The sequence below is a fragment of the Pseudomonas sp. LB3P31 genome (assembly GCF_054897945.1).
The window spans coordinates 1,378,787-1,404,668 of the sequence record NZ_CM142710.1 but is presented as its reverse complement, the minus strand read 5'-3'; the positions used below and the strand labels follow the sequence as shown (position 1 = coordinate 1,404,668).

Genomic DNA, 25,882 nt, shown 5'->3' with positions numbered 1-25,882 from the left:
GGCTGAAAGCTAACGACTGGACTCTATGGACAGGTCCAAGGTTCCGAACTCGGCTATCATGCGCCGGTTTTCGTGACAGGCTTTGCTACAGGGCAAGTTGCGCAACTTAATATTGCCGATTGCCCAGGAGATTTAATGAACACCCTCTTTATGCATTGCCGGCCGGGCTTCGAAGGCGAAGTCTGCTCGGAGATTTCCGAGCATGCCGCCCGCTTGAATGTGTCCGGTTATGCCAAGGCCAAGACCGCCAGCGCCTTTGCCGAATTTATCTGTACCGAGGAAGACGGCGCCCAGCGCCTGATGCGCGGGCAGCGTTTTGCCGAGCTGATCTTTCCGCGCCAGTGGGCGCGCGGGATGTTTATCGATCTGCCGGAAACTGATCGCATCAGTGTGATCCTCGCGCACATGGCGGATTTTCCGCTGTGCGGCAGCCTGTGGCTGGAGATGGTCGACACCAACGATGGCAAGGAGCTGTCGAATTTCTGCAAGAAGTTCGAAGTGCATTTGCGCAAGGCGCTGATGGCGGCTGGCAAGTTGGTGGAAGATGAGCACAAGCCGCGGTTGTTGCTGACGTTCAAGAGTGGGCGTGAAGTGTTCATGGGGTTGGCGGAGTCGAATAACTCGGCGATGTGGCCGATGGGTATTCCGCGTTTGAAGTTTCCCCGTGAAGCGCCGAGTCGTTCGACGTTGAAGCTGGAGGAGGCTTGGCATCATTTTATCCCGCGTGATCAGTGGGATGAGCGTTTGCACAGTGACATGACGGGTGTGGACCTTGGCGCTGCGCCGGGTGGCTGGACCTGGCAGCTGGTGAACCGTGGGATGCTGGTGACGGCGATCGATAACGGGCCGATGGCGGAAAGCCTGATGGAAACCGGGTTGGTGCAGCATTTGATGGCGGATGGTTTTACCTTCAAGCCAAGGCAGCCGGTGGACTGGATGGTTTGCGACATTGTCGAGAAGCCGGCGCGCAATGCGGCGATGCTGGAGGAGTGGATCGGCGAGGGGCATTGCCGTGAGGCGGTGGTGAACTTGAAGTTGCCGATGAAGCAGCGGTATGCCGAGGTGAAGCGGTTGCTTGAGCGGATTGCCGAGGGGTTTAAAGCGCGGGGGATTCGGGTTGAGATTGGCTGTAAGCAGCTGTATCACGACCGGGAAGAGGTGACGTGTCATTTGCGCAGGATTGATGTGAAGAAGCCGAAATCCCGATAAACGCCTGGCCCCCTGTAGGAGCTGTCGAGAGAAACGAGGCTGCGATCTTTTGATCTGGACAGTGTGGAAGCAAGATCAAAAGATCGCAGCCTCGTTTCAATCCGCAGCTCCTACAGTGGATCGGCGGTGAGCCATAGATGACCGAACACCCGACATTGCGCGACAATGTCGGCCAGTTTCAGGAGTGAATCATGAGTGAAATGCTTGATACGCCGGTTGACGGCACCCTCGACGCCACCGGCCTAAATTGCCCGGAGCCGGTGATGATGCTGCACCAGCACATCCGCGACCTGGTGCCCGGCGGGTTGTTGAAGGTGATTGCCACCGACCCGTCGACCCGGCGCGATATTCCCAAGTTCTGCGTGTTTCTTGACCATGAGCTGGTTGGGCAGCATGAAGAGGCGGGTACTTACCTGTATTGGATTCGCAAGAAGCTCGCATAACCGTGGACGGTCACCTTGTGGGAGCTGGCTTGCCTGCGATGGTCGTTAACGATTACGCGGGCAGTCTGGATGCGCGCGGTGTTTGGGGGTTTTTCGCGAGCAGGCTCGCTCCTACAGGGGAGTGGTTGTTGGCGATTGCGCGGGCTGTCTGGATGCACGCGGTGTCTGGGGGTTTTTCGCGAGCAGGCTCGCTCCTACAGGGGGGTGGTCGTTGGAGATTGCGCGTGCAGTCGGGCTGCACGCGGTGTTTGGGGTTTTACAGGGTTATGCGGATGCGGCGGCGGGCGCTGCGGGTCAGGCGGATTGACAGCATCAGCGCTGCGCAGCTTAGGCCGACGATCAGGCCTTGCCATAGGCCGCTTGGGCCGCTTGGGGTGCCGAACCAGTCGGTGAGGCCCAGGGCGTAACCCACGGGTAGACCGATGCCCCAGTAGGCGAACAGTGTGAGGATCATCGTTACCCGAGTGTCCTGATAACCACGCAGTGCGCCGGCCGCCGTGACCTGGATCGCGTCGGAGAACTGGAACAGCGCCGAGTACACGATCAGCATCGCCGCAACGTGAATCACCGTCGGGTCCGAAGTGTAGATGGTCGCGATCTGCTCGCGCAGCAACAGCATCATGCTCGCCGAAATGCACGCATACGCCAGCGCAGTGCCCATGCCTACACCAGCGGCGAACCGCGCTTCCCGCGGCTGCTCGCGCCCCAGAGCCTGGCCGACCCGTACGGTCACGGCCATGCCGAGGGAGTAGGGGATCATGAATACCAACGAGCTGAAGTTAAGGGCGATCTGGTGCCCGGCGACCACGGTGGCGCCGAGGCTGCCGATCAGCAGGGCGATCACGGCGAAGATGCTCGACTCAGCGAACACCGCGATGCCGATCGGCAGGCCGATGCTCAGCAGGCGCTTGATTACAGCCCATTGCGGCCAGTCGAAGCGGCTGAACAACTGGCTCGACTGGTACGCCGGGGCCCAGCGCTCCCACCCGGCCATGCCCAGCGCCATCACCCACATCACGATCGCCGTGGCCCAGCCGCAGCCGACGCCGCCCATGGCCGGCACGCCGAAGTGGCCGTAGATGAAGATGTAGTTGAGCGGGATGTTCAGCGCCAGGCCGCACAGGCCCAGGACCATCGCCGGTCGGGTGCGCCCCAGGCCGTCACTGAAGCAGCGCAGCACGTGATAAAGCGCGACCGCAGGCAAGCCGCTGGCGATGCCGTGCAGGTATTGCATGCACGGGCCAATGAGCTCGGGGTCGACGTTCATCAGGTGCAGGATCGGCTCGGCGCTGAACAGCATACCGGTGGCCATCAATCCCACCACCAATGCCAGCCACAATGCCTGGCGCACGATCGGGCCGATTTCGCTGTGGGTGCCGGCGCCGAAACGCTGGGCGACTTTTGGCGTGGTGGCCAGCAGGGTGCCGGTCATCAGCAGGAACACCGGGACCCAGATCGAGTTGCCCAGAGCCACGGCTGCCAGATCTTTCGGCCCGACCCGGCCGGCCATCACCGCATCGACGAAACCCATCGCGGTGGTGGCCAGCTGCGCGATCATGATCGGCAGGGCCAGGCCGAGCAGATTTTTCAGCTCCAGGCGCACCCGGGCCGGGCGGGTGAGGGGGAGGGTGGTGGAGCGGTCAGTTACGGAATTCAAGGCGAAGCGTCCAGAAGGTTTTGATGCGCGAGGCGGCGGGGCATTCTACGCGTTGACGCAGTGGTCAGGAAAATAGCTGTGTTGGGGATTTGTAATCGCGTGATCACCGTTCCGGCACCTCGCCACGATCCCCCCGTAGGAGCTGCCGAAGGCTGCGATCTTTTGATCTTGCTTTGATTGGTACGAATGCCCCGAAGATCAAGGTCAGAAGATCGCAGCCTTCGGCAGCTCCTACGGGGGTGGCAGGTTGGTTTGAATGCCCCGAAGATCAAGGTCAGAAGATCGCAGCCTTCGGCAGCTCCTACGGGGGTGGCAGGTTGGTTTGAATGCCCCGAAGCTCAAGGTCAGAAGATCGCAGCCTTCGGCAGCTCCTACGGGGGTGGCAGGTTGGTTTGAATGCCCCCGAAGATCAAGGTCAGAAGATCGCAGCCTTCGGCAGCTCCTACGGGGGTGGCAGGTTGGTTTGAATGCCCCGAAGATCAAGGTCAGAAGATCGCAGCCTTCGGCAGCTCCTAAGGGGGTGGCAGGTTGGTTTGAATGCCCCGAAGCTCAAGGTCAGAAGATCGCAGCCTTCGGCAGCTCCTACGGGGGTGGCAGGTTGGTTTGAATGCCCTGAAGATCAAGGTCAAAGGATCGCAGCCTTCGGCAGCTCCTACGGGTAGCCGGGGATCGGTGCTAGGCGCTGGATAGCATCTACGCCTACACTGCCGATCCCCCAAAGGAGCCCGCCATGCTGATTGTTGCCGACGAAAATATCCCGCTGCTCGATGCCTTTTTCGAATCTTTCGGTGAAATCCGCCGGGTCCCGGGGCGGTCCATTGATCGCGCTACCGTCGCAGAGGCCGACGTGCTGCTGGTGCGCTCCGTGACCAACGTCAACCGCGCACTGCTCGAAGGCAGCAAGGTGCGGTTTGTCGGAACCTGCACCATCGGCACCGATCACCTGGACCTGGACTACTTCCAGCAGGCCGGCATCACCTGGTCGAGCGCCCCCGGTTGCAACGCCCGGGGCGTAGTCGACTATGTGCTCGGCAGCCTGCTGACCCTGGCCGAAATCGAAGGCGCGGACCTCAAGCAGCGCACCTATGGCGTGGTCGGCGCCGGTGAAGTGGGCGGGCGTCTGGTCAAAGTCCTGCAAGGACTGGGCTGGAAGGTGCTGGTCTGTGATCCACCGCGGCAGGCCGTCGAAGGGGGCGAGTTTGTCAGCTTTGAGCAGATCATCGAGCAGTGCGATGTGATCAGCCTGCACACGCCCTTGAAAAAACATGGCGCGCAGTCAACCTGGCACCTGTTCGACAAAAATCGCCTGAACCAGCTCAAGCCCGGCACCTGGCTCATCAACGCCAGCCGTGGCCCGGTGGTCGACAACGCTGCCCTGCGCAACGTGTTGCTGGAGCGTGAAGATCTGCAGGCGGTGCTGGATGTCTGGGAAGGCGAGCCTGAAGTTGATGTGGCGCTGGCGGACCTTTGCGTGCTGGCGACGCCGCACATTGCCGGTTACAGCCTGGATGGCAAGCAGCGCGGGACGGCGCAGATCTATCAGGCGTATTGCGCTTTCCTCGGGCAGCCTGCCGAGGTGCAGTTGAGCGATTTGTTGCCCGCACCGTGGTTGGCGCAGGTGACTTTGAATGCCCAGACCGACCCGGCCTGGGCGCTGGCGATGTTGTGCCGCGGGGTGTACGACCCGCGCCGGGATGATGCGGATTTTCGGCGTAGCCTTGTAGGCAGTGTGGGTGAGCAGCGTGCGGCGTTTGATTTGCTGCGCAAGCATTATCCGCTGCGGCGGGAAATTGATGGGTTGCAGGTCAGGATTGAAGGGGAGTCGGTGGAGTTGCGGGGGATTGTGGCGGCGTTGGGGGCTGTAGCGGTTTAGGGACCGAGTTGGCCCAATCGCGAGCAGGCTCACTCCTACAGTTGATCTGCAGCGACCACGATTACGTGAGCGGCCCAACCCCTGTAGGAGTGAGCCTGCTCGCGATGGCCACACCGCAGACCCTAATACAAGCACCCATAAAAAACCCGGCCATCTAGGCCGGGTCAAGAAGACGGGCTATATCAATCTTGTTTGGCAGGCTTGACCAATCGCTGTTCCAGTTCGCTGCAAGCGCCCTGGATCATGTCTTCAGTGATCGGTACTTCGCGCCCCTGCTCGTCGATAATCGAGCAGCCCAGAGACTGGCCTGGCTGTGTACGAATCACTTCAATCTTGTCATCGCTGCGTTGTTGCAAGGACATGGCCTGTCTCCTCATCAGGTTGTGTGCTTACTTTAAAACCGCTTGGTGACCGGGCTGTGACAGCTCCCTGCAGTCTTTCCTGAACGGCATCGACAGTCCACCAGAAATAACGCAGGGTTGCCACCCGGACTTTAGACCAATAGCGTCTAGAGGCTAGGCCTTGCGGTCATAATTAACCTGACTCATTGTGATTTACACAAGTTCCCTTCAACCCACGCGCCGTGGCGTCAATGGATGATTTAAATGCTTTCTGCCCGTCACCGCCGTGCCATTCGCCTGACCAGTCGTTTCCTCGCACCCTACCGCGGGCCAGCCCTCGGCGCCTTGCTGGCGTTGATTGTCACGGCGGGGATTACCTTGTCCATGGGGCAGGGCATTCGGCTGCTGGTGGACCAGGGGTTCATGACTCAGTCGCCGCATTTGCTCAATCAGTCCATTGGTCTGTTCATGGTGCTGGTGGTGGGGCTGGCCATCGGCACCTTTGCGCGTTTCTACCTGGTGTCGTGGATCGGCGAGCGGGTGGTCGCGGACATTCGCCGGCAGGTGTTCAATCATCTGGTGTACCTGCATCCCGGTTTTTACGAGGACAATCGCAGCTCCGAGATCCAGTCGCGCCTGACCGCAGACACTACGTTGTTGCAGTCGGTGATCGGCTCGTCGCTGTCACTGTTCCTGCGTAATTTGCTGATGGTGATCGGCGGGATAGTGCTGCTGTTCATCACCAACCCCAAGCTCACCAGCATTGTGGTGATTGCCTTGCCGCTGGTGATCGCGCCGATCCTGATCTTCGGTCGGCGCGTGCGCAGCCTGTCGCGCCTGAGCCAGGACCGGATCGCCGATATCGGCAGTTATGTGTCGGAAACCCTCGGCCAGATCAAGACCGTGCAGGCCTATAACCATCAGGTGCAGGATGAGCAGCGCTTCGCAGTGACGGTGGAGCAGGCGTTCGAGACCGCGCGCAAGCGCATCTTCCAGCGCGCCTGGCTGATTACCCTGGTGATCGTGCTGGTGCTGGGGGCGGTCGGCGTGATGTTGTGGGTGGGCGGCATGGACGTGATCGCCGGGCGGATTTCCGCGGGCGAGCTGGCGGCGTTCGTGTTTTACAGCCTGATCGTTGGCAGTGCGTTCGGCACGCTTAGCGAAGTGATCGGTGAATTGCAGCGCGCCGCCGGCGCCGCCGAGCGGATTGCCGAGTTGCTGCGTTCGGAGAACATCATTCAGCCACCGACCTCGGGGCTGGTGACCTTGCCGGAGCGGATAGCCGGCGATGTAGTGCTGCAGGATGTGCGCTTTTCCTATCCCTCGCGCCCCGACAGTTATGCGGTCGATGGCCTGAACCTGACCATCCGTGCCGGCGAAACCCTGGCGCTGGTCGGGCCTTCAGGCGCCGGCAAGTCGACCGTGTATGACCTGTTGCTGCGCTTCTACGATCCGGTCGAAGGACGCATCCTGCTGGATGGCGTGCCCTTGACCCAGCTCGACCCGCTCGACCTGCGCCGCTGTTTCGCCCTGGTGTCGCAGAACCCGGCGCTGTTTTTCGGCAGCGTTGAAGAGAATATCCGCTACGGCCGCCCTGACGCGACCCTGACGCAGGTGCAGGAAGCGGCAAAAATCGCCTATGCCCACGACTTCATCGAGCAGATGCCCGACGGTTACCAGACCCACCTCGGTGACGGCGGCCTCGGCTTGTCCGGCGGCCAGCGCCAACGCCTGGCGATCGCCCGCGCGCTGCTGGTCGACGCGCCGATCCTGCTGCTCGACGAGGCTACGAGCGCCCTTGATGCCCAGAGCGAGCATCTGATCCAGCAAGCTTTGCCCAGCCTGATGAAAAACCGCACCACCCTGGTCATCGCGCACCGCTTGGCCACGGTGAAGAGCGCCGACCGGATTGCGGTGATGGATCAGGGGAAATTGGTTGCGGTGGGCACGCATCAGGAGTTGATTGCGGGGAATGCGTTGTATGCGCGGTTGGCGGCGTTGCAGTTTAGTGATGGGCATGAGATTTCGTGAGTCGGCGCTGGTGGGCGACCCAGTAACCGACCCAGTACCGACCCAGTAAACGACCTAGTACCGTCCTGGCACCGACCAAGTAACCGACCAAGTAGCTCCGCTCAGAAATAAGCAGAAATCGCGCAGATCATCGGCCTCAGCTCGGTGAGCTAGCCTTGCGTAATCTGCATAAACAGGGAGGGCAACGGAATGCCCATTGCCGCAAACGGATGTCGCCTGCGCACGTCCAGATTTTCTGAAGAGGGGCGCCTGTATCTGCTGACAGCAGTCACCCATCAGCGCCAGCCGGTGTTTGCTGATTGGCGCTTGGGTCGCCTGTTGGTAGAGCAACTGCGCCACGCCGATGAAACCTCGGCGATCACTTCTATGGCCTGGGTGGTGATGCCGGATCATCTGCATTGGCTGGTTGAACTGAAGCACGGGACGCTCGCGGAGTTGATGTGTCGCATCAAGTCGAGAAGCAGCCGTTCGATCAATCTGCTGCGGGGGAACCAGGGGCGCTTGTGGCAGCGGGGGTATTACGATCGCGCGTTGCGGCGTGATGAGGATATCAAGGGGGCGGCAAGGTATATCGTCATGAATCCGTTGCGGGCGGGGTTGGTGAGTCGGATTGGTGATTATCCGTTGTGGGATGCAATCTGGATTTGAGGATCACAATCAAAAGATCGCAGCCTTCGGCAGCTCCTACGGGGGGGGTACGCCGTTGCATTTATCTGGTGTGGGGTGGCGGGGGCAGAATCCAAAGATCGCAGCCTTCGGCAGCTCCTACGGGGTGTACACCGTTCCACCGTAGGAGCTGCCGCAGGCTGCGATCTTTTGATCTTGCTTCAGGCAGCCTTACTGATCATCAAAATACCGCTCATGCCAATCCACCAACGGCTGCGGCGAATTCAACTTCTGCCCGTAGATCACCGAATACGACAACACGTTCTGCACATACTGCCGCGTCTCATCGAACGGAATACTCTCCACCCACACATCAAAGCTCAGGTGGTCGGCACCGCGCAGCCACTGACGCACGCGGCCTGGGCCAGCGTTGTAGGCGGCAGAGGCGAGCACGCGGTTACCGTTGAACTGGGCGTGGACCTGACTCAGGTAAGCCGCGCCGAGCTGGATGTTGGTGTCCGGGTTGAGCACTTGCTGCGGCGAGGCCAGGGGGATGCTGAACTTGCGTGCAGTTTCTTTGGCGGTGGCCGGCATCAGTTGCATCAGGCCGCTGGCGCCGACGCCGGAGCGGGCGTCGTCCATGAAGGCGCTTTCCTGGCGGGTAATTGCGAATACCCAGCTGGAATGCAGGCCCCGGACCTTGGCTTCGCGCACCAGGGTTTCGCGGTGGGCCATCGGGAAGCGAATATCCAGGTCGTCCCAGTACTGCGCCTGGCTGATGGTGCGGATCGCCGGGAAGTACCATTTCAGGTCGTAGGCCAGCTTGGCCTGGGCGACCATTTCATCGCGGTTGAAATGGCGGCTGACGTGGTACCACTCGCGGCGACCATCGACGATCTGCCCGCGGGCATGAAACTCCAGGGCCCGACGCACACCCGGGGTGTTGCGCACCTTGGTGATCAATGCCTGGCTGAGCACCAGCGGCTTGTTGTTCAGCGAATAAGGCGACTGCGAGCGATCGGCGGCCAGGAAGCCATAGAAATCACGCTCGCGGGCGAGACCTTTGTACAGCGTCTGCGCTTCCGGGTTCTGCGGTTGCGCCAATTCCAGGCTGCGGGCCTGCCAGTAACGCCAGCGGTTGGTGGTGGCCAGGTCCTGAGGCAGGCGACGGGTCAGCTGATAGGCATCATCCCAACGCGCCAGGCGTAGCAACAGGCGCAGGCGCCATTCGGATACGGTGTTGTCGCGCAGCTCCGGGTCGTATTTGGTCATGACGTCCAGCGCGCGGCTGTCGAAGCGGCGAGCGAGGGTCAGGCCGATCTCCCGGGCAATGGCGACTTTCTCGTCGCGGGAGAAATGCATGCTGCTGGCATAGCCATCGAGCAGGGCCATGGCCTTGTCCGGATCCTGGCGCGCCAAGCGACGCAGGCCGAGGCTGACGATGTCGGACATCGGCTCATCGGCCGGGCTGAAGCGCGACGGCTGGTTGAGCATTTCGGGCTTCTGCGCCACATCGACCAACAAGCGCCCGCGTGGGGCGAGGGTGGTGAGGCCGTTCACCAGGCTGTTGGCCAGCGGGTAGTTGCGCGCCTGGGCCGCGAGCTTGGTGCGTTCCCAGCGTTTCTGTTCAGTCAGTTGGCCGTCAGCCGCCCACACGCCAAACAGGCCGTCGCAGGCAGCAGGCAGCGACTTGCCGGTCAGCCAGAGTTTGTTCGCGTTGGCGTAGCCTTCGGTTTTCTGGTTGTGGCCGATCTGGTACTGCGCGTTCAGGCAGTCCAGCTCGGTGAAATTCAGCTTGGGGTCGTAATACTTGACGAAGGGTGCCCAGTCGCCACGTTCGGCCAGCCAGCGCAGCCAGCGCAGTTTCATCCAGTTGGCCTGGGGCAGGTCGCCATGTTCGGCGAGGAATTTCTCGATTTCGGCGTTGCTTGCGGTTTTCAGGCGCGCGGTCAGCTCGTCATACGCCAGGTAGGGTTCCAGCGGATAATCGGCGAGGGCCTGGCTGTAGCGCATATAGGGCCCGGTATCGCCCTTGGCCAGCGCGCGCTTGGCTTCATCGTAATACTGGCGCTGGGTGGACAGGTCTACCGCCTGGGCTGATTGGATGGCAGTGGCAGAAAGAAGCAAACATGAAAAAAGACTGAAAAGGCGACTGCGCATGAGACATCCGGGCAGAGAAATCGTGACAAGTGCAGGCAGGACCCGCACTGAATAATCTGTAGCTTAGCCTTTTGCCAGCGACGGGCGAAAGCTTTGCCGAGCTCTTGGCATCAGTTCGCAACATTTGTTGTGCAGAGTGCCCCCACAGTGAAATTGCCGGCCTTTTGCAGCCTCAAGTCAGGTAGAATGCGCGCCCGGTTTTTGGAGAAGCTCATGACCCTGCTCAAATTCAGCGATGTGTCCCTTGCTTTCGGCGCTATGCCGTTGTTGGACAAGGTGTCCTGGCAGATCGCCCGTGGTGAGCGGGTGTGCATCATCGGCCGTAACGGCACTGGCAAGTCCAGCATGATGAAGCTCGTCAAGGGCGACCAGAAGCCTGACGAAGGCTCTGTGTGGCGTGCACCTGGCCTCAAGATTGGCGAATTGCCGCAAGAACTGCCGGTAGCCGACGAGCGGACCGTGTTCGACGTGGTGGCCGAAGGCCTGGACGGCGTTGGCGAGCTGCTCGCGCAGTATCACCACCTGAGCCAGAACATCGTCACCGACGCCGACCTGGACAAGCTGATGCACGTCCAGCACGACCTCGAAGCCCGTGACGGCTGGCGCTTGCAGCAACTGGTCGACAGCACCCTGAGCCGCCTGCAGTTGCCGGCCGACAAGACCCTGTCCCAGTTGTCCGGCGGCTGGCGTCGTCGCGTCCTGCTGGCCCAGGCCCTGGTTTCCGAACCGGACCTGCTGCTGCTCGACGAACCGACCAACCACCTGGACATCGGTGCAATTGCCTGGCTCGAAGAAGCGCTGAAGGATTTCCAGGGTGCCGTGCTGTTCATCACGCACGACCGTTCATTCCTGCAGAACCTGGCAACCCGCATCCTCGAACTGGATCGCGGCGGCCTGATCGACTGGAACGGCGACTACGCCAGCTTCCTGGTGCACAAGGAAGCTTCGCTGGCCGCTGAAGAAACCGCCAACGCGTTGTTCGACAAGAAGTTGGCCCAGGAAGAAGTGTGGATCCGTCAGGGCATCAAGGCCCGTCGCACCCGTAACGAAGGCCGCGTACGCGCCTTGAAAGCCCTGCGCGTCGAGCGTAGCGAGCGTCGTGAGCGCACCGGCAAGGCCAACATCCAGCTGGACACCGCCGACAAGTCGGGCAAGCAGGTAATGGTCCTCGAGAATGTGAGCTTCGCGCATCCGGGCGGCCCGTTCCTGATCAAGGATTTCTCGATGGTCCTGACGCGGGGCGACCGTATCGGTCTGCTCGGCGCCAACGGTACCGGCAAGACCACGCTGCTGAAGTTGATGCTCAGCGGTCTGCAGCCTACCAGCGGCACTGTGGAAGAGGGCACGCGCATCGACGTGGCGTACTTCGACCAGTTGCGCCATCAGCTGGACCTGGAAAAGACCGTGATCGACAACGTCGCCGAAGGTCGCGATTTCATCGACATCGACGGCCAGAGCCGCCACGTGCTGAGCTACCTCGGCGATTTCCTGTTCAGCCCGCAGCGTGCCCGCACGCCGGTGAAGGCGCTGTCGGGTGGTGAGCGCGCGCGTCTGTTGCTGGCCAAGCTGTTCAGCAAGCCGGCGAACCTGCTGGTACTCGACGAACCGACCAACGACCTCGACGTGGAAACCCTCGAGTTGCTGGAAGAGGTGCTGCTGACCTTCAACGGCACTGTACTGATGGTCAGTCACGACCGGGCATTCCTCGACAACGTGGTCACCAGCACTCTGGTGTTTGAAGGTGAAGGCAAGGTCCGCGAATACGTCGGTGGTTATCAGGACTGGCTGCGTCAGGGCGGCTCGCCGCGCCTGCTGGGCGTGACTGAGAGCAAGTCGGGCAAGGCTGATCTGAATTCGGCGGTGGTGACCGCTGAAGTCGCTCCGGTAGCTGCAGCGGTCGAAGCGCCAGTGGCGAAGAAGAAGCTCAGCTACAAGCTGCAGCGCGAGCTGGAGATGTTGCCGGCGCAGATCGAAGCCATGGAGCAGCAGATTGCTGCGGTTGAGGCGCAGATGGCGGATGGCGGTTTCTACCAGCGCCCTGCGGCAGAGACGGCTGCAGTGATCGCCCAGCTGGAGCAGTTGCAGGCTGAGCACGATCTGATGGTGGAGCGTTGGGCCGAGCTGGATGCCTGATTGACCCCGCAATAAAAAAGCCCGGCGTTCAGAAATGAGGCCGGGCTTTTTGTATGAACACGATCTACAGATGAACCCAAATCCCCTGTAGGAGTGAGCCTGCTCGCGATGAGGCCCTGTCAATCGACATCAATGTTGACCGATAGGGCCTCATCGCGAGCAGGCTCACTCCTACAGTAAGGATGCAGCAGAGGCTTTCAGTTTTTGTTGGCGAGGCGCACCGCCAGCACGTCACAAGGCGCGCCGTGCAGCACGTCGTTGGCCGTGGAGCCCAGCAGCAAGGCCAAGCCATGGCGGCCGTGGCTGCCGACCACGATCAGGTCGCAGGTCTGTTCCTTGGCCAGATGGTGGATCTCCTGGCGTGGCTGGCCGTAGGTCAGGTGACTGTATTCCTTGGAGAGCTCAGGGTATTTGATGATCAGCCGGTCAAGCCGCTCGCGGGCCTGGTCAAACTGCTGTTGCTGCAGTTGCGACAGGTCCATCGGCACGTCGCCGCCAAAGGCCATGGCCATCGGTTCGACGATGTGTACCAGGGATAGCTTGGCACCGTTGCTCACCGACAGCTCGCGAGCGCGGTGGATGACAGGGTCGCACTCTTCGGTCAGGTCTACAGCGACCAGAATATGGTTGTAGGGCATGAGGTGCTCCTCCTGAGGTTTGCAATATGGGTAAGTATGGCTGGTTTCAAGCGCAGTGGTTCCCAAGAGGTCCGGCGCGCTCATTTAAAAAGCGGAGTACAGATATGACGGTCTGGATAGTGGTGTCAATCCTGTTAGTGGTTTTGAGCCCGCTGGCATGGTTGCGGCCGTCCCGTGGTCAGAGTGGCCGCATGGCCCTGCGCATGGAGGCGCGACGCATCGGCCTGGCCATGCAGCTGGCGCCCGTGGAGTGGCCACACTGGCTCAGCCAGGAGCCCCCGAGCCCGTGTGCGCAGTACCATCGGCCACGGCGCGGCACGCGGCCGGCCTGCTGGAGTTACTGGCAAAAGGCGCCTGGGGTGTGGGTCAATCAGTGGCAGGAGGTCTGCGAGGATCAGCTGCTGCTGAATCATTTCGAAAAATTGCCGGCCAATGTGTACAAGGTCGAGGCGGACAAGCAGATGATCACGTTGTATTGGGGTGAGAAGGGCGAGGCCGAGGTTTTGCAGCAAATTGACGCCACCCTCAAGGCCCTGGCCTGAGACCCGTATCCCCCGTATACCCCCGTAGGAGCTGCCGAAGGCTGCGATCCGTTGATCTTGTTTTTAAAAGCCAGATCAAAAGATCGCAGCCTTCGGCAGCTCCTACGGGTGGTCCTCCAGATGCGATGACAAGTCTGCAGGCAATAAAAAGCCCGACATCAACATCGGGCCGGGTTGGCCAGGCAGGCCGGAAAACGGTGTGGGCTGATCTTACGCCGGGCGTTCGCCAAAGCGTTTAAATTTTTTCTTCCAGGTCCCGCCAGCGTAGTCTCTTAAACAGAGGCTGCCGCGAATTAGGGCGACTTTTCTAACTATTGATTCTATGAATGGCCGCACATGCATCGGCGTGTTGCAGCACCTTGTGGTGCACGAATGACCGCAAAGTCGCGTTTGCGCCCCTGTTCTGGGCGATTGACAATTGTCGGAAATTCCGTGAAGGTGACGTACCCAAATCAAACGGGCGTATGAATTGAGCGTTTGTCTTAAACTTCGCTCCTACAGAATCCCGACTATCGCGTTGGCGGGTGTGCCGGGTGGATTGGCGTAGCATCGACGAATAACGTCCTGCCAAGCCATTCGCCTGCGTCCGACGTGTACTGTTCAGCTTCCATATCGTGGAGATCAGTTGATGATTTACGAAGGTAAAGCCATCACGGTTACGGCTCTTGAAAGTGGCATCGTCGAATTGAAATTCGACCTCAAGGGTGAGTCCGTCAACAAGTTCAACCGTCTAACCCTGAACGAATTGCGTCAGGCCGTAGACACTATCAAGGCAGATGCTTCGATCAAGGGTGTGATCGTCAGCAGCGGCAAGGACGTCTTCATCGTCGGCGCCGACATCACCGAATTCGTCGAGAACTTCAAGCTGCCTGATGCAGAGCTTGTTGCAGGCAACCTCGAAGCCAACAAGATATTCAGCGATTTCGAAGACCTCAACGTCCCGACTGTCGCCGCGATCAACGGCATCGCCCTGGGTGGCGGTCTGGAAATGTGCCTGGCGGCGGACTACCGCGTCATGTCCACCAGCGCCAAGATCGGTCTGCCGGAAGTCAAGCTGGGCATCTACCCGGGCTTCGGCGGTACCGTGCGCCTGCCGCGCCTGATCGGTGCCGACAACGCCATCGAGTGGATCGCCTCCGGCAAGGAAAACCGTGCTGAAGACGCGCTGAAGGTCAGCGCCGTGGACGCCGTGGTTGCACCTGAGAAACTGCAGGAAGCCGCTCTGGAACTGATCAAACGCGCCATTTCCGGCGAATTTGACTACAAGGCCAAGCGCCAGCCGAAGCTGGAAAAGCTCAAGCTGAACGCGATCGAGCAAATGATGGCCTTCGAAACCGCCAAAGGTTTTGTTGCTGGTCAAGCTGGCCCGAACTACCCGGCGCCGGTTGAAGCGATCAAGACTATCCAGAAAGCTGCGAACTTCGGTCGCGATAAGGCGCTGGAAGTCGAAGCCGCAGGTTTTGTGAAACTGGCCAAGACCTCTGCTGCGCAGAGCTTGATCGGTCTGTTCCTGAACGATCAGGAACTGAAGAAAAAGGCCAAGGCCTACGACGAAATCGCTCGCGACGTGAAGCAGGCTGCCGTATTGGGCGCCGGCATCATGGGTGGCGGTATCGCTTATCAGTCGGCCTCCAAAGGTACGCCGATCCTGATGAAGGACATCAACGAGCACGGTATCGAGCAAGGCCTGGCTGAAGCAGCCAAGCTGCTGGTCGGGCGCGTTGATAAAGGTCGCATGACTGCGGCGAAGATGGCTGAAGTGCTCAACGGCATTCGTCCAACCCTGTCCTACGGCGACTTCGGTCACGTGGATCTGGTAGTCGAAGCTGTCGTCGAGAACCCGAAGGTCAAGCAAGCCGTGCTGGCTGAAGTGGAAGACAAGGTCAAAGAGGACACCATCCTCGCGTCCAACACCTCGACCATTTCCATCACCTTGCTGGCCAAGGCCCTCAAGCGTCCGGAAAACTTCGTCGGCATGCACTTCTTCAACCCGGTGCACATGATGCCGCTGGTTGAAGTGATCCGTGGCGAGAAGTCCAGCGAGCTGGCTGTTGCCACTACCGTTGCCTACGCCAAGAAAATGGGCAAGAACCCGATCGTCGTCAACGACTGCCCGGGCTTCCTGGTCAACCGCGTGCTGTTCCCGTACTTCGGCGGTTTCGCCAAGCTGGTCAGCGCTGGTGTCGACTTCGTGCGCATCGACAAGGTCATGGAAAAATTCGGCTGGCCAATGGGCCCGGCCTACCTGATGGACGTGGTCGGCATCGACACCGGCCACCACGGTCGTGACGTGATGGCTGAAGGCTTCCCGGACCGCATGAAAGACGATCGCCGTACAGCGATCGACGTGCTCTACGAAGCCAAACGCCTGGGTCAGAAGAACGGCAAGGGCTTCTACGCCTACGAGACCGACAAGAAGGGCAAGCAGAAGAAAGTTGCTGACCCGTCGGTACTGGAAGTGCTCAAGCCAATCGTTTACGAGCAGCGCGAAGTCACAGACGAAGACATCATCAACTGGATGATGATCCCGCTGTGCCTGGAAACCGTGCGTTGCCTGGAAGACGGCATTGTCGAAACCGCCGCCGAAGCCGACATGGGTCTGGTCTACGGTATTGGTTTCCCTCCATTCCGTGGTGGTGCGCTGCGCTACATCGATTCGATCGGTGTGGCCGAGTTCGTTGCCCTGGCTGACCAGTACGCTGATTTGGGCGCGCTGTACCACCCGACCGCGAAACTGCGTGAAATGGCCAAGACTGGCCAGCGGTTCTTCGGTTAAGCGTCCCAACACTTGAGCGAGAGTGAAATTTTATGAGCTTGAATCCAAGAGACGTCGTGATTGTCGACTTCGGTCGTACTCCGATGGGCCGCTCCAAGGGCGGCATGCACCGCAATACCCGCGCCGAAGACATGTCGGCGCACCTGATCAGCAAGCTGCTGGAACGCAACGTCAAGGTTGACCCGAACGAAGTCGAAGATGTGATCTGGGGCTGCGTCAACCAGACCCTGGAGCAGGGCTGGAACATCGCGCGCATGGCGTCGCTGATGACCCAGATCCCGCACACCGCTGCCGGCCAGACCGTCAGCCGCCTGTGTGGCTCGTCGATGAGTGCACTGCACACTGCCGCGCAAGCGATCATGACCGGCAACGGTGACGTGTTCGTCGTCGGCGGCGTCGAGCATATGGGTCACGTGAGCATGATGCACGGTGTCGATCCGAACCCGCACATGTCGCTGTACGCGGCGAAAGCCTCGGGCATGATGGGCCTGACTGCGGAGATGCTCGGCAAGATGCACGGCATCACTCGCGAACAGCAGGACGCCTTTGGCGTGCGTTCCCACCAGCTCGCCCACAAGGCGACTGTGGAAGGCAAGTTCAAGGATGAAATCATCCCGATGCAGGGCTACGACGAGAACGGTTTCCTGAAACTGTTCGACTACGACGAAACCATTCGTCCGGAAACCACCCTGGAAAGCCTGGCGGCGTTGAAGCCAGCGTTTAACCCGAAGGGCGGCACCGTGACAGCCGGTACTTCGTCGCAGATCACCGATGGTGCCTCGTGCATGATCGTGATGTCGGCGCAACGCGCTCAGGACTTGGGTATCCAGCCGCTGGCCGTGATTCGTTCGATGGCAGTGGCAGGTGTGGACCCGGCGATCATGGGCTATGGTCCAGTACCGGCGACCCAGAAAGCACTGAAACGTGCGGGCCTGGGGATCAACGATATCGACTTCTTCGAGCTCAACGAAGCTTTCGCCGCACAGGCCCTGCCAGTGCTGAAAGATCTGAAAGTGCTCGACAAGATGAACGAGAAGGTTAACCTGCACGGCGGCGCGATCGCCCTGGGTCACCCGTTCGGTTGCTCCGGTGCGCGGATTTCCGGCACTTTGCTCAACGTGATGAAGCAAAATGGCGGCAACCTTGGTGTTGCAACCATGTGCATTGGTCTCGGCCAAGGCATCTCCACCGTCTTCGAACGCGTTTAAGCGTTCCGTTGATGGAAGCCGGGGCCAAGTGCCCCGGTTTTTGTTTTTCCGAATTTTTTTATTTTTATTTTGAAAAGATTTGTGCGAGGGCCAAACCATGCCGATTCAACCTGGGCTCTACCAACATTACAAAGGTCCGCAGTACCGCGTATTCAGCATTGCGCGACATTCGGAAACAGAAGAAGAAGTGGTCTTCTACCAAGCCCTGTATGGTGATTACGGCTTTTGGGTGCGTCCCCTGAGCATGTTCCTGGAGTCGGTCGAGGTTGACGGCGAACAGGTGCCACGCTTTGCTTTGGTGCAAGCCGAACCGAGCGTTTTTTCCAAGGCATAAGCTGAGTGCGCGCGGAACCCTGCGCTTGACCTCACCTTGTAGCCACTATATATAGCGGTGCCGCGTCAGGCGCCAACCGCCTTTCACTTCTAGAATTCAGGAATTTTCTGATCCATGGGCAAATCGCTGGTCATTGTGGAATCCCCGGCTAAGGCCAAGACCATCAACAAGTATCTGGGTAACCAATACGTGGTGAAGTCGAGTATCGGCCATATCCGAGACCTGCCCACCAGCGGTTCGGCTAGCGCCAGCAAAGAGCCAGCCGCCAAGCGTGGAAAGGCCGCTGCGGGCGAAGGTCCGGTGCTCACGCCGAAAGAGAAATCGCGCAAGCAGCTGGTCTCGCGCATGGGTGTCGATCCCGATCATGGCTGGAAAGCCAAGTACGAGATCCTCCCGGGCAAGGAAAAGGTCATCGAGGAGCTGCGCCGGCTCGCCAAGGATGCTGACACCATCTATCTCGCAACCGACTTGGATCGCGAGGGGGAAGCCATTGCCTGGCACCTGCGCGAAGCCATCGGTGGTGATGACAGCCGCTACAAGCGCGTGGTGTTCAACGAAATCACCAAGAAAGCGATCCAGGAAGCCTTCTCCAAGCCGGGCGAACTGGACATCGACCGTGTCAACGCCCAGCAGGCGCGTCGTTTCCTCGACCGCGTAGTGGGTTACATGGTTTCGCCACTGCTGTGGGCCAAGATTGCTCGTGGCCTGTCTGCCGGCCGCGTGCAATCGGTGGCCGTGAAGCTGGTGGTCGAGCGTGAACGCGAAATTCGTGCGTTCAACCCGGAAGAATACTGGGAAATCCACGCTGACCTCGGCACCGCCAAGGGCGCGACCGTGCGCTTTGACGTGGCTCGCGAGAAAGGCGAGGCGTTCAAGCCGCTTAACGAAACCCAGGCGATGGCCGCGCTGGAGAAGCTCAAGGCCTCCAGCTACAGCATCGTCAAGCGCGAAGACAAGCCGACCAGCAGCAAGCCGTCTGCGCCATTCATCACGTCCACCCTGCAGCAGGCTGCGAGTAACCGCCTGGGCTTTGGTGTGAAGAAAACCATGATGATGGCCCAGCGTTTGTACGAAGCCGGCTACATCACTTATATGCGTACCGACTCCACCAACCTCTCGGCTGATGCCGTGACCATGGCGCGCAGCTACATCGAGACCGAGTTCGGCAAGAAATACTTGCCGGAAAACCCGAACGTCTACAGCAGCAAGGAAGGCGCACAGGAGGCTCACGAAGCGATTCGTCCTTCTGATGCCAATACCGAGCCAAGCAAGCTGTCGGGCATGGAGCGCGATGCTGAGCGCCTCTACGAGCTGATCTGGCGCCAGTTCCTGGCCTGCCAGATGTTGCCGGCGCAATACCTGTCCACCACCGTTACTGTCGGTGCCGGTGAATTCGAGCTGCGCGCCAAGGGCCGCATCCTCAAGTTCGACGGTTACACCCGCGTCATGCCGCAGATCGCCAAGCCAGGCGATGACGATGTACTGCCGGACATGGCCCAGGGCGACTCGATGAAGCTGATCAAGCTTGATCCGACCCAGCACTTCACCAAGCCGCCTGCGCGTTACTCGGAAGCGAGCCTGGTAAAAGAAATGGAAAAACGTGGCATCGGTCGTCCTTCGACCTATGCGGCGATCATTTCGACCATCCAGGACCGTGGCTATGTTGCGCTGCACAACCGTCGGTTCTACTCGGAGAAGATGGGCGACATCGTCACCGAGCGCCTGTCCGAAAGCTTCTCTAACCTGATGGACTACGGCTTCACCGCCGGCATGGAAGAGAACCTCGATGACGTGGCCCAGGGCGAACGCGACTGGAAAAGCGTGCTCGACGAGTTCTACGGCGACTTCAAGAAGAAACTCGAAGTAGCTGAAAGCGCCGAAGGTGGCATGCGTGCCAACCAGCCGGTGATGACTGATATTCCGTGCGTGGTGTGCGGTCGCCCGATGCAGATTCGTACCGCATCGACCGGCGTGTTCCTCGGCTGCTCGGGCTACAGCCTGCCGCCGAAAGAACGCTGCAAAGCCACCGTCAACCTGGTGCCGGGCGACGAAATCGCTGCGGATGACGAGGGTGAGTCGGAATCCCTGGTGCTGCGCGGCAAGCATCGCTGCCCGATCTGCAGCACGGCGATGGACGCCTACCTGCTCGATGAGAAGCGCAAGTTGCACATCTGCGGTAACAACCCGGATTGCAATGGCTACGAGATCGAGGAGGGCAGTTATCGCATTAAGGGCTACGAAGGTCCGAGCCTGGAATGCGACAAGTGCGGCAGCGAGATGCAACTCAAGACCGGCCGTTTCGGCAAGTTCTTCGGTTGCACCAACGCAACGTGCAAGAACACCCGCAAGCTGCTGAAAAGTGGTGATGCGGCGCCGCCGAAGATGGATCCGGTGAAGATGCCTGAGCTGAAATGCGAAAAGGTCAACGACACCTACATCCTGCGTGACGGTGCTTCCGGGTTGTTCCTGGCGGCCAGCCAGTTCCCGAAAAACCGTGAGACCCGTGCGCCGTTGGTGATGGAGATCATTCCGCACAAGGACGAGATCGATCCGAAGTATCACTTCCTGTGCGAAGCGCCTAAGAAGGATCCCGACGGCTTGCCGGCAGTGATTCGTTACAGCCGCAAGACCAAGGAGCAGTACGTGCAGACAGAAGTCGACGGCAAGCCGACTGGTTGGAAGGCGTACTACGACGGCGGTAAGTGGAAGGTCGAGGACAAGCGCCCGGCTGCGAAGGCGTAGAATCGCAAGACCCCTTGTGGGAGCGAGCCTGCTCCGGGCGGCGCTCCGACGATGAACCTGAGAACGCCACGGGAGACCAGGCTCCCCGTGTCATCTTTCACGACCATCGCGAGCAGGCTCGCTCCTACAGGACCTGCGTGAAGCAATTATCTCGTTGTGGAGACTGCCGTCATGGCCCACGAACTCTATACCCGCACCAACCAGAAAATCTATTTCGCCGGCCTGTCGCTGGAAGCCCTCGCCAAGGCGGAAGAGGGGCGGGCGATGAACTCCCTGGCGCTGATCCAGGCAGGGCGCGAATCGGCGTTGTTTCACCTGTACGGTGCGCTGCTGGGGCTGTGCCATGAGATCGCCGGCTTCTATCGTCTGCCCCAGGCCAACGCTCCGCGCGCTGAACTGTTGCTGACCCGCGAAATACTGGACGCCATCGCGATCCCGGAAATGGCCGAGATGGTCGAGCTGGCGCAAAACCGGGAAACCTGGCTGGCGAAGTTGCTCGCCGCTTATTCCGCGCTGTTCCAGCCGCCCCGCGCTCCTCACAAGCCCAAGGGTGACGTGACCCAGCCGCTGATCCAGGCAATTAACCTGGACGAGGAAGAAGCGCCGCAGGAACTCAGCCGTGAAGAGCTGGAAACCTGGCGGCAGAACCTCAAGGGCCTGGCCATTCGTTTTCGTGAAGGTTTGAACGAGTGCTGATCGCCCGTGACTCAGCGGTGCGATCCATAGCGCTGCTGGTCAAGATCCCGAGCGAAGCATGGCCGATGCCTATATAATCCCCGCCTTTCGTGGAGAACAGACTTTTATGCCAACGTCGTTTCTGGAAATTGTCGAGCTACCTGATGGCCGTATCGAGCTGCGCAGGGCTGAGGACGAGGGTTCTCTGGTGACTTTGGATTTCTCCGAAGATGCCAAAGCGTTCCTGCAAGGTCAGCACGTGGAAGTCGCCAAGGCGATGTTGAGCGTCGGCGTGCAGATGGCCGGTCGCATGGTTGAAGGCGAATTCGAAAAAGATGAGGGTTCGCGGGTTCTTCACTGATCCCCGCCCGTCGGTTTCTGCTGATTGCCGCTTCGGTTCGGCTTCTCTGTCCTTGAGAAGCCCCGCGCATAATCCATGCGCGCAGTATTACTTGCTCAGCCCAGTCGAATATTCAGACTTTGCGCGTCCCCGATTCGGGCGGCGCTGATCAGCTGTTGCCGTTGGTTAGAGCCCAGCGGATTGAGCCAGCTGACGACCGTGTGGCTGCGGCCCAGTCGAAGTGCTTCGCAAGTAAGTTGCTGAGTGCTCTGGGTGCCTCGCGGTTGCAGTAGCAGGATGCGCTCGCGGTTGAGCCCGGCGTCCCGCAACCAGGCCTGAGTCAGGCTGGCGGGCGGGGCGATCAGGGTCAGCCAGCGGGCGTCCTGGTCCTGGCTCAGTTCCCTGAGGATCGGGGCGAGAAGGTTAAGGCAATTCCCGGCTGCACCACGCAGCGACAGTTCGCTGAAGACTTCCGGCTCGGCGCTCCATGGCGACTCGACCACGTCTTTGAGGATGGGCGCCAGCGGCTGCACCATGAACGCCTCGAACAACGGCAGTTGGGCTTGCTGTGATGTGTGCGGGAATTGCATAAAGCCTCCTTTAGCGGCGAATGACGCCAACACTCAAGCCTTCGATCACCAGTTCCTGATCTTTCAGGTTGACTTCGATAGGGGCGAACTCAGGGTTTTCGGCCAGCAACCAGACTTTGCTGCCATCGCGCTTGAAGCGTTTGACGGTAACTTCATCGCCAATTCGCGCGACCACGATCTGGCCATTGCGGGCTTCGCGGGTGGTATGCACCGCCAGCAGGTCACCGTCGAAAATGCCGACGTCCTTCATGCTCATGCCGTGAACCCGCAGCAGGTAATCCGCGCGCGGATGGAAGAAGGCCGGGTTGATGTTGCAGGACTCTTCGATGTGCTGCTGGGCCAGGATCGGCGCGCCGGCAGCGACCCGACCAATGATCGGCAGGGTGGAGTCGTCGTTCTTGGCTTCGAAGCCGGGAATACGGATGCCGCGGGATGCGCCCGGGGTCATCTCGATTGCACCCTTGCGGGCCAGTGCCTTAAGGTGTTCTTCCGCCGCGTTGGGCGATTTGAACCCCAGTTCCTGGGCGATTTCCGCACGGGTCGGCGGGTAGCCGTTGTCTTCTAGGCAGCGTTTGATGAAGGCCAGAATCTCTGCTTGGCGTGGCGTCAGCTTTAGCATATTGATCGCTCTGTCTTTTTATACAGTGACTGGGATTATATACAGTGGAACGGTCTTGGCAATGCCCGTTTTTTTACCTGCCGCTGGACGGTCGATCCAGGCCCTGATTGAAGCTGTGCAGTTGTATGGTTAAATAGCTGACCGACCATTCCCAAAACGAACAGCCAGGCTTGACAAGACAAGGTCTGAAACGTATGTTTCAAACAAGTGTTTGTCAGGCGGAGTAGCCATGGCCCAGTCGGAAACCGTTGAACGCATTCTCGATGCTGCCGAGCAATTGTTCGCGGAAAAAGGTTTTGCTGAAACCTCGTTGCGCCTGATCACCAGCAAGGCAGGGGTCAACCTGGCGGCGGTGAACTACCATTTCGGCTCGAAAAAAGCCCTGATCCAGGCGGTGTTCTCGCGCTTCCTCGGACCGTTCTGCCTGAGCCTCGATAAAGAGCTGGAGCGGCGTCAGGCCAAGCCGGAAAACAAGCCGACGCTTGAGGAACTGCTTGAGATCCTGGTCGAGCAGGCACTGGTGGTGCAGCCCCGGAGCGGCAACGATCTGTCGATTTTCATGCGCTTGCTGGGTTTGGCCTTCAGTCAGAGCCAAGGCCACTTGCGGCGTTACCTGGAAGACATGTATGGCAAGGTGTTCCGCCGCTACATGATGCTGGTCAACGAAGCCGCTCCGCGCATTCCGCCGATCGAGCTGTTCTGGCGCGTGCACTTCATGCTCGGGGCCGCCGCGTTCAGCATGTCGGGGATCAAGGCATTGCGCGCGATTGCCGAAACCGATTTCGGCGTTAATACCTCGATCGAGCAGGTGATGCGCCTGATGGTGCCGTTCCTCGCTGCCGGCATGCGTGCCGAAACCGGTGTGACCGATAGCACCATGGCCACCGCGCAGCTGCGTCCGCGCAGTAAATCGACACAGGTTGCCGCCAAGGTTTAACCGCGCACGGGTGGGCGCGGCTGCTTACATCCGCTAAGCTAGCCGCCCATGCCGACTCTCGTTCTGAACCCGCTCCCTATCGCTTTCGCCAACCTGCCGGGCCTCGCCCTGGTTGGCGAATTTGCGCGAGCTGGGTTTTTGTTTATCAAGGAATCTCTATGACTGCTGGCCTGCAAGGCTCGTTGATGGTGGACGTCGCCGGTACCTGGCTGACGGCCGAAGATCGCCAGTTACTGCGCCAACCCGAAGTGGGCGGGCTGATCATTTTCGCCCGCAACATTGAACACCCGCGCCAGGTGCGCGAACTGAGCGCGGCGATCCGCGCCATTCGCCCGGACCTGTTGCTGGCGGTGGACCAGGAGGGCGGTCGCGTGCAGCGTCTGCGCCAGGGCTTCGTGCGCCTGCCAGCCATGCGCGCCATCGCCGATAATCCGAACGCTGAAGAACTGGCCGAACACTGTGGCTGGATCATGGCGACCGAAGTGTTGGCGGTCGGTCTCGATCTGAGCTTCGCCCCGGTACTGGACCTGGACTACCAGCGCAGCGCGGTGGTCGGGACCCGTTCGTTTGAAGGTGACCCTGAGCGTGCAGCGCTGTTGGCTGGCGCGTTCATCCGCGGGATGAACAGCGCCGGCATGGCCGCCACCGGCAAGCATTTCCCCGGTCATGGCTGGGCCGAAGCCGATTCCCATGTCGCGATTCCTAACGACGAACGCAGCCTCGAAGAGATCCGCGCCAACGACCTGGTGCCGTTCGCCAAATTGAGCAAGCAACTCGCCGCCGTGATGCCGGCCCACGTCATCTACCCGCAAGTCGACTCCCAGCCCGCCGGCTTCTCCCGCCGCTGGTTGCAAGACATCCTGCGCGGCGAGCTGCAATTTGACGGAGTGATCTTCAGTGATGACCTGTCCATGGCCGGCGCTCATGTGGTCGGCGATGCTGCCAGCCGCATCGAAGCGGCACTGAGCGCCGGTTGCGACATGGGCCTGGTGTGCAACGACCGCGCGGCTGCGGAGCTGGCCCTGAGCGCCGCCCAACGCCTGAAGGTCACGCCGTCGCCGCGCATTGCGCGGATGCGTGGGCAATCCTTCGCCAATACCGAGTACCGTCAGCAGCCGCGTTGGCTGGCAGCCATCGGCGCGCTCAAAGAAGCTCAACTGATTGAATAAGGACTTAACGTTATGACGGTTTACGCGATCATCGGTGGCACTGGCCTGACCCAGCTCGAAGGCCTGAACATTCGTCAGTCCCTGGCAGTGGACACGCCCTACGGCGCGCCTTCGGCCGAGGTGCAGATTGGTGAATACGCCGGCAAGGAGGTGCTGTTCCTCGCGCGTCACGGTCATCCGCACCGTTTCCCGCCGCACCAGGTGAACTACCGCGCCAACCTCTGGGCGCTGAAGCAGGCCGGTGCCGAAGCGATTCTGGCGGTCAACGCGGTGGGCGGCATTCATTCGGCGATGGGCACCGGGCATTTTTGCGTGCCGCATCAACTGATCGACTACACCAGCGGGCGCGAGCACACGTTCTTCGCCGATGACCTGGAGCAGGTGACACACATCGATTTCAGTTTTCCGTACAGCGAGCCGTTGCGTGAGCAATTGATCGCGGCGCTGGCAGCGGAAGGTGTCGATTACAGCAGCCAGGGCGTTTATGCCTGCACCCAGGGTCCGCGACTGGAAACCGTTGCCGAGATCACCCGTCTGGAGCGAGATGGCTGCGATATCGTCGGCATGACCGGGATGCCTGAAGCGGCACTGGCGCGTGAGCTGGACCTGGATTATGCGTGCCTGGCGCTGGTGGTGAACCCGGCGGCGGGCAAGTCGACGGCGGTGATTACCATGGCTGAGATCGAGCAGGCGTTGCATGATGGGATGGGGAAGGTTAAGTCGACTTTGGCGCGGGTGCTAAAGGGCTAACAAGACGCTAGACCGAGTTGAGTTCATCGCGGGCAAGCCTTGCTCCCACAGGCCTTGCTCCCACAAGAGCCTTGCTCCCACAGGCTGTCGCTCCCCAAGGGTTAATTAA

The 25,882-nt window shown here is 60.3% G+C and carries 22 protein-coding genes; 16 read left to right on the top strand and 6 right to left on the bottom strand.

Annotation, left to right across the window (positions count from 1 at the left end; all coding sequences use genetic code 11):
• Positions 1-135: 135 nt before the first annotated feature.
• Both rlmM and tusA read left to right on the top strand, forming a co-directional pair.
• The gene (rlmM, locus tag ACYZTK_RS06315; RefSeq protein ID WP_462013655.1) at positions 136-1,209 is read left to right on the top strand and encodes a 23S rRNA (cytidine(2498)-2'-O)-methyltransferase RlmM; all 1,074 of its coding nucleotides are present in this window, start codon (positions 136-138) and stop codon (positions 1,207-1,209) included.
• A gap of 191 nt (positions 1,210-1,400) precedes the next feature.
• Positions 1,401-1,652: a sulfurtransferase TusA gene (gene tusA, locus ACYZTK_RS06310; RefSeq protein ID WP_045062389.1), complete on the top strand. Its 252-nt coding sequence runs from the start codon at positions 1,401-1,403 to the stop codon at positions 1,650-1,652.
• Positions 1,653-1,908: 256 nt separating this feature from the next.
• On the opposite strand, the gene ACYZTK_RS06305 is transcribed toward tusA, so the two are convergent.
• Positions 1,909-3,309, bottom strand: a complete 1,401-nt coding sequence (locus ACYZTK_RS06305; RefSeq protein WP_462013654.1) for an MATE family efflux transporter — start codon at positions 3,307-3,309, stop codon at positions 1,909-1,911.
• Positions 3,310-4,039: 730 nt separating this feature from the next.
• Here ACYZTK_RS06305 and pdxB point away from each other — a divergent pair.
• Entirely contained in the window at positions 4,040-5,182 is a 1,143-nt protein-coding gene (pdxB, locus tag ACYZTK_RS06300) for a 4-phosphoerythronate dehydrogenase PdxB (RefSeq protein ID WP_462013653.1), read from the top strand.
• 182 nt (positions 5,183-5,364) lie between these two features.
• Here pdxB and ACYZTK_RS06295 read toward each other — a convergent pair whose 3' ends face one another.
• Complete coding sequence (locus tag ACYZTK_RS06295) at positions 5,365-5,544, bottom strand: PA1571 family protein (RefSeq protein WP_462013652.1); 180 nt, start codon at positions 5,542-5,544, stop codon at positions 5,365-5,367.
• Between the two features lie 243 nt (positions 5,545-5,787).
• Between ACYZTK_RS06295 and ACYZTK_RS06290 the strand changes: the two genes are divergently transcribed.
• Both ACYZTK_RS06290 and ACYZTK_RS06285 read left to right on the top strand, forming a co-directional pair.
• Positions 5,788-7,554: an ABC transporter transmembrane domain-containing protein gene (locus tag ACYZTK_RS06290; RefSeq protein WP_462013651.1), complete on the top strand. Its 1,767-nt coding sequence runs from the start codon at positions 5,788-5,790 to the stop codon at positions 7,552-7,554.
• Between the two features lie 189 nt (positions 7,555-7,743).
• The gene (locus ACYZTK_RS06285) at positions 7,744-8,202 is read left to right on the top strand and encodes an REP-associated tyrosine transposase (protein WP_462013650.1); all 459 of its coding nucleotides are present in this window, start codon (positions 7,744-7,746) and stop codon (positions 8,200-8,202) included.
• A gap of 189 nt (positions 8,203-8,391) precedes the next feature.
• Here ACYZTK_RS06285 and ACYZTK_RS06280 read toward each other — a convergent pair whose 3' ends face one another.
• On the bottom strand, positions 8,392-10,320 hold the full coding sequence (locus tag ACYZTK_RS06280; RefSeq protein WP_462013649.1) for a transglycosylase SLT domain-containing protein: 1,929 nt from the start codon (positions 10,318-10,320) through the stop codon (positions 8,392-8,394).
• 213 nt (positions 10,321-10,533) lie between these two features.
• Between ACYZTK_RS06280 and ACYZTK_RS06275 the strand changes: the two genes are divergently transcribed.
• Entirely contained in the window at positions 10,534-12,453 is a 1,920-nt protein-coding gene (locus ACYZTK_RS06275; protein ID WP_462013648.1) for an ATP-binding cassette domain-containing protein, read from the top strand.
• 197 nt (positions 12,454-12,650) lie between these two features.
• Here the strand turns inward: ACYZTK_RS06275 and ACYZTK_RS06270 are convergent, their stop codons facing one another.
• Complete coding sequence (locus ACYZTK_RS06270) at positions 12,651-13,091, bottom strand: universal stress protein (RefSeq protein WP_462013647.1); 441 nt, start codon at positions 13,089-13,091, stop codon at positions 12,651-12,653.
• A 104-nt stretch (positions 13,092-13,195) separates the two neighbouring features.
• Here ACYZTK_RS06270 and ACYZTK_RS06265 point away from each other — a divergent pair, with 104 nt between their 5' ends.
• The 7 genes from ACYZTK_RS06265 to ACYZTK_RS06235 all read left to right on the top strand — a co-directional run bounded on the left by ACYZTK_RS06265 (position 13,196) and on the right by ACYZTK_RS06235 (position 21,729).
• Complete coding sequence (locus tag ACYZTK_RS06265) at positions 13,196-13,633, top strand: hypothetical protein (RefSeq protein WP_462013646.1); 438 nt, start codon at positions 13,196-13,198, stop codon at positions 13,631-13,633.
• 628 nt (positions 13,634-14,261) lie between these two features.
• Entirely contained in the window at positions 14,262-16,409 is a 2,148-nt protein-coding gene (fadB, locus tag ACYZTK_RS06260) for a fatty acid oxidation complex subunit alpha FadB (protein ID WP_462013645.1), read from the top strand.
• Positions 16,410-16,441: 32 nt separating this feature from the next.
• Entirely contained in the window at positions 16,442-17,617 is a 1,176-nt protein-coding gene (gene fadA, locus ACYZTK_RS06255) for an acetyl-CoA C-acyltransferase FadA (protein WP_150637486.1), read from the top strand.
• A 97-nt stretch (positions 17,618-17,714) separates the two neighbouring features.
• A complete protein-coding gene (locus ACYZTK_RS06250) occupies positions 17,715-17,951 on the top strand; it encodes a DUF1653 domain-containing protein (protein WP_262164890.1) in 237 nt (78 codons plus the stop codon).
• Positions 17,952-18,065: 114 nt separating this feature from the next.
• Positions 18,066-20,693 (top strand): type I DNA topoisomerase, encoded by a 2,628-nt coding sequence (gene topA / locus ACYZTK_RS06245; protein WP_462013644.1) that lies wholly within the window; start codon positions 18,066-18,068, stop codon positions 20,691-20,693.
• Positions 20,694-20,864: 171 nt separating this feature from the next.
• Entirely contained in the window at positions 20,865-21,389 is a 525-nt protein-coding gene (locus ACYZTK_RS06240) for a DUF6586 family protein (protein WP_462013643.1), read from the top strand.
• A 106-nt stretch (positions 21,390-21,495) separates the two neighbouring features.
• The gene (locus ACYZTK_RS06235; RefSeq protein WP_034148009.1) at positions 21,496-21,729 is read left to right on the top strand and encodes a hypothetical protein; all 234 of its coding nucleotides are present in this window, start codon (positions 21,496-21,498) and stop codon (positions 21,727-21,729) included.
• A gap of 95 nt (positions 21,730-21,824) precedes the next feature.
• Here the strand turns inward: ACYZTK_RS06235 and sulA are convergent, their stop codons facing one another.
• Together sulA and lexA are read right to left on the bottom strand one after the other, a co-directional pair.
• Entirely contained in the window at positions 21,825-22,298 is a 474-nt protein-coding gene (sulA, locus tag ACYZTK_RS06230; RefSeq protein WP_462013642.1) for an SOS-induced cell division inhibitor SulA, read from the bottom strand.
• Positions 22,299-22,308: 10 nt separating this feature from the next.
• Positions 22,309-22,917, bottom strand: coding sequence for a transcriptional repressor LexA (lexA, locus tag ACYZTK_RS06225; RefSeq protein WP_462013641.1), 609 nt, complete (start codon positions 22,915-22,917; stop codon positions 22,309-22,311).
• Positions 22,918-23,146: 229 nt separating this feature from the next.
• On the opposite strand from lexA, the gene ACYZTK_RS06220 reads away from it, so the two are divergent.
• The 3 genes from ACYZTK_RS06220 (at position 23,147) to ACYZTK_RS06210 (ending at position 25,773) form a co-directional block, all read left to right on the top strand.
• Positions 23,147-23,854 carry a TetR/AcrR family transcriptional regulator gene (locus ACYZTK_RS06220; protein WP_462013640.1) on the top strand — a complete coding sequence of 236 codons (708 nt, stop codon included), beginning with the start codon at positions 23,147-23,149 and terminating at the stop codon, positions 23,852-23,854.
• A gap of 170 nt (positions 23,855-24,024) precedes the next feature.
• Positions 24,025-25,023 carry a beta-N-acetylhexosaminidase gene (gene nagZ, locus ACYZTK_RS06215; RefSeq protein WP_462014861.1) on the top strand — a complete coding sequence of 333 codons (999 nt, stop codon included), beginning with the start codon at positions 24,025-24,027 and terminating at the stop codon, positions 25,021-25,023.
• A gap of 12 nt (positions 25,024-25,035) precedes the next feature.
• Positions 25,036-25,773 (top strand): S-methyl-5'-thioinosine phosphorylase, encoded by a 738-nt coding sequence (locus tag ACYZTK_RS06210; protein ID WP_462013639.1) that lies wholly within the window; start codon positions 25,036-25,038, stop codon positions 25,771-25,773.
• The last annotated feature ends 109 nt before the right edge of the window (positions 25,774-25,882 follow it).

Excerpts from the sequence above, each read along its gene's own strand:
- tusA (WP_045062389.1), top strand. The coding sequence starts at position 1,401 with ATGAGTGAAATGCTTGATACGCCGGTTGACGGCACCCTCGACGCCACC.
- rlmM (WP_462013655.1), top strand. The coding sequence starts at position 136 with ATGAACACCCTCTTTATGCATTGCCGGCCGGGCTTCGAAGGCGAAGTC.
- ACYZTK_RS06240 (WP_462013643.1), top strand. The coding sequence starts at position 20,865 with ATGGCCCACGAACTCTATACCCGCACCAACCAGAAAATCTATTTCGCC.
- ACYZTK_RS06210 (WP_462013639.1), top strand. The coding sequence starts at position 25,036 with ATGACGGTTTACGCGATCATCGGTGGCACTGGCCTGACCCAGCTCGAA.
- fadB (WP_462013645.1), top strand. The coding sequence starts at position 14,262 with ATGATTTACGAAGGTAAAGCCATCACGGTTACGGCTCTTGAAAGTGGC.
- ACYZTK_RS06290 (WP_462013651.1), top strand. The coding sequence starts at position 5,788 with ATGCTTTCTGCCCGTCACCGCCGTGCCATTCGCCTGACCAGTCGTTTC.
- ACYZTK_RS06295 (WP_462013652.1), bottom strand. The coding sequence starts at position 5,544 with ATGTCCTTGCAACAACGCAGCGATGACAAGATTGAAGTGATTCGTACA.
- ACYZTK_RS06250 (WP_262164890.1), top strand. The coding sequence starts at position 17,715 with ATGCCGATTCAACCTGGGCTCTACCAACATTACAAAGGTCCGCAGTAC.
- ACYZTK_RS06270 (WP_462013647.1), bottom strand. The coding sequence starts at position 13,091 with ATGCCCTACAACCATATTCTGGTCGCTGTAGACCTGACCGAAGAGTGC.
- ACYZTK_RS06220 (WP_462013640.1), top strand. The coding sequence starts at position 23,147 with ATGGCCCAGTCGGAAACCGTTGAACGCATTCTCGATGCTGCCGAGCAA.
- sulA (WP_462013642.1), bottom strand. The coding sequence starts at position 22,298 with ATGCAATTCCCGCACACATCACAGCAAGCCCAACTGCCGTTGTTCGAG.
- pdxB (WP_462013653.1), top strand. The coding sequence starts at position 4,040 with ATGCTGATTGTTGCCGACGAAAATATCCCGCTGCTCGATGCCTTTTTC.
- ACYZTK_RS06280 (WP_462013649.1), bottom strand. The coding sequence starts at position 10,320 with ATGCGCAGTCGCCTTTTCAGTCTTTTTTCATGTTTGCTTCTTTCTGCC.
- ACYZTK_RS06265 (WP_462013646.1), top strand. The coding sequence starts at position 13,196 with ATGACGGTCTGGATAGTGGTGTCAATCCTGTTAGTGGTTTTGAGCCCG.
- ACYZTK_RS06285 (WP_462013650.1), top strand. The coding sequence starts at position 7,744 with ATGCCCATTGCCGCAAACGGATGTCGCCTGCGCACGTCCAGATTTTCT.
- lexA (WP_462013641.1), bottom strand. The coding sequence starts at position 22,917 with ATGCTAAAGCTGACGCCACGCCAAGCAGAGATTCTGGCCTTCATCAAA.
- ACYZTK_RS06235 (WP_034148009.1), top strand. The coding sequence starts at position 21,496 with ATGCCAACGTCGTTTCTGGAAATTGTCGAGCTACCTGATGGCCGTATC.
- fadA (WP_150637486.1), top strand. The coding sequence starts at position 16,442 with ATGAGCTTGAATCCAAGAGACGTCGTGATTGTCGACTTCGGTCGTACT.
- topA (WP_462013644.1), top strand. The coding sequence starts at position 18,066 with ATGGGCAAATCGCTGGTCATTGTGGAATCCCCGGCTAAGGCCAAGACC.
- ACYZTK_RS06275 (WP_462013648.1), top strand. The coding sequence starts at position 10,534 with ATGACCCTGCTCAAATTCAGCGATGTGTCCCTTGCTTTCGGCGCTATG.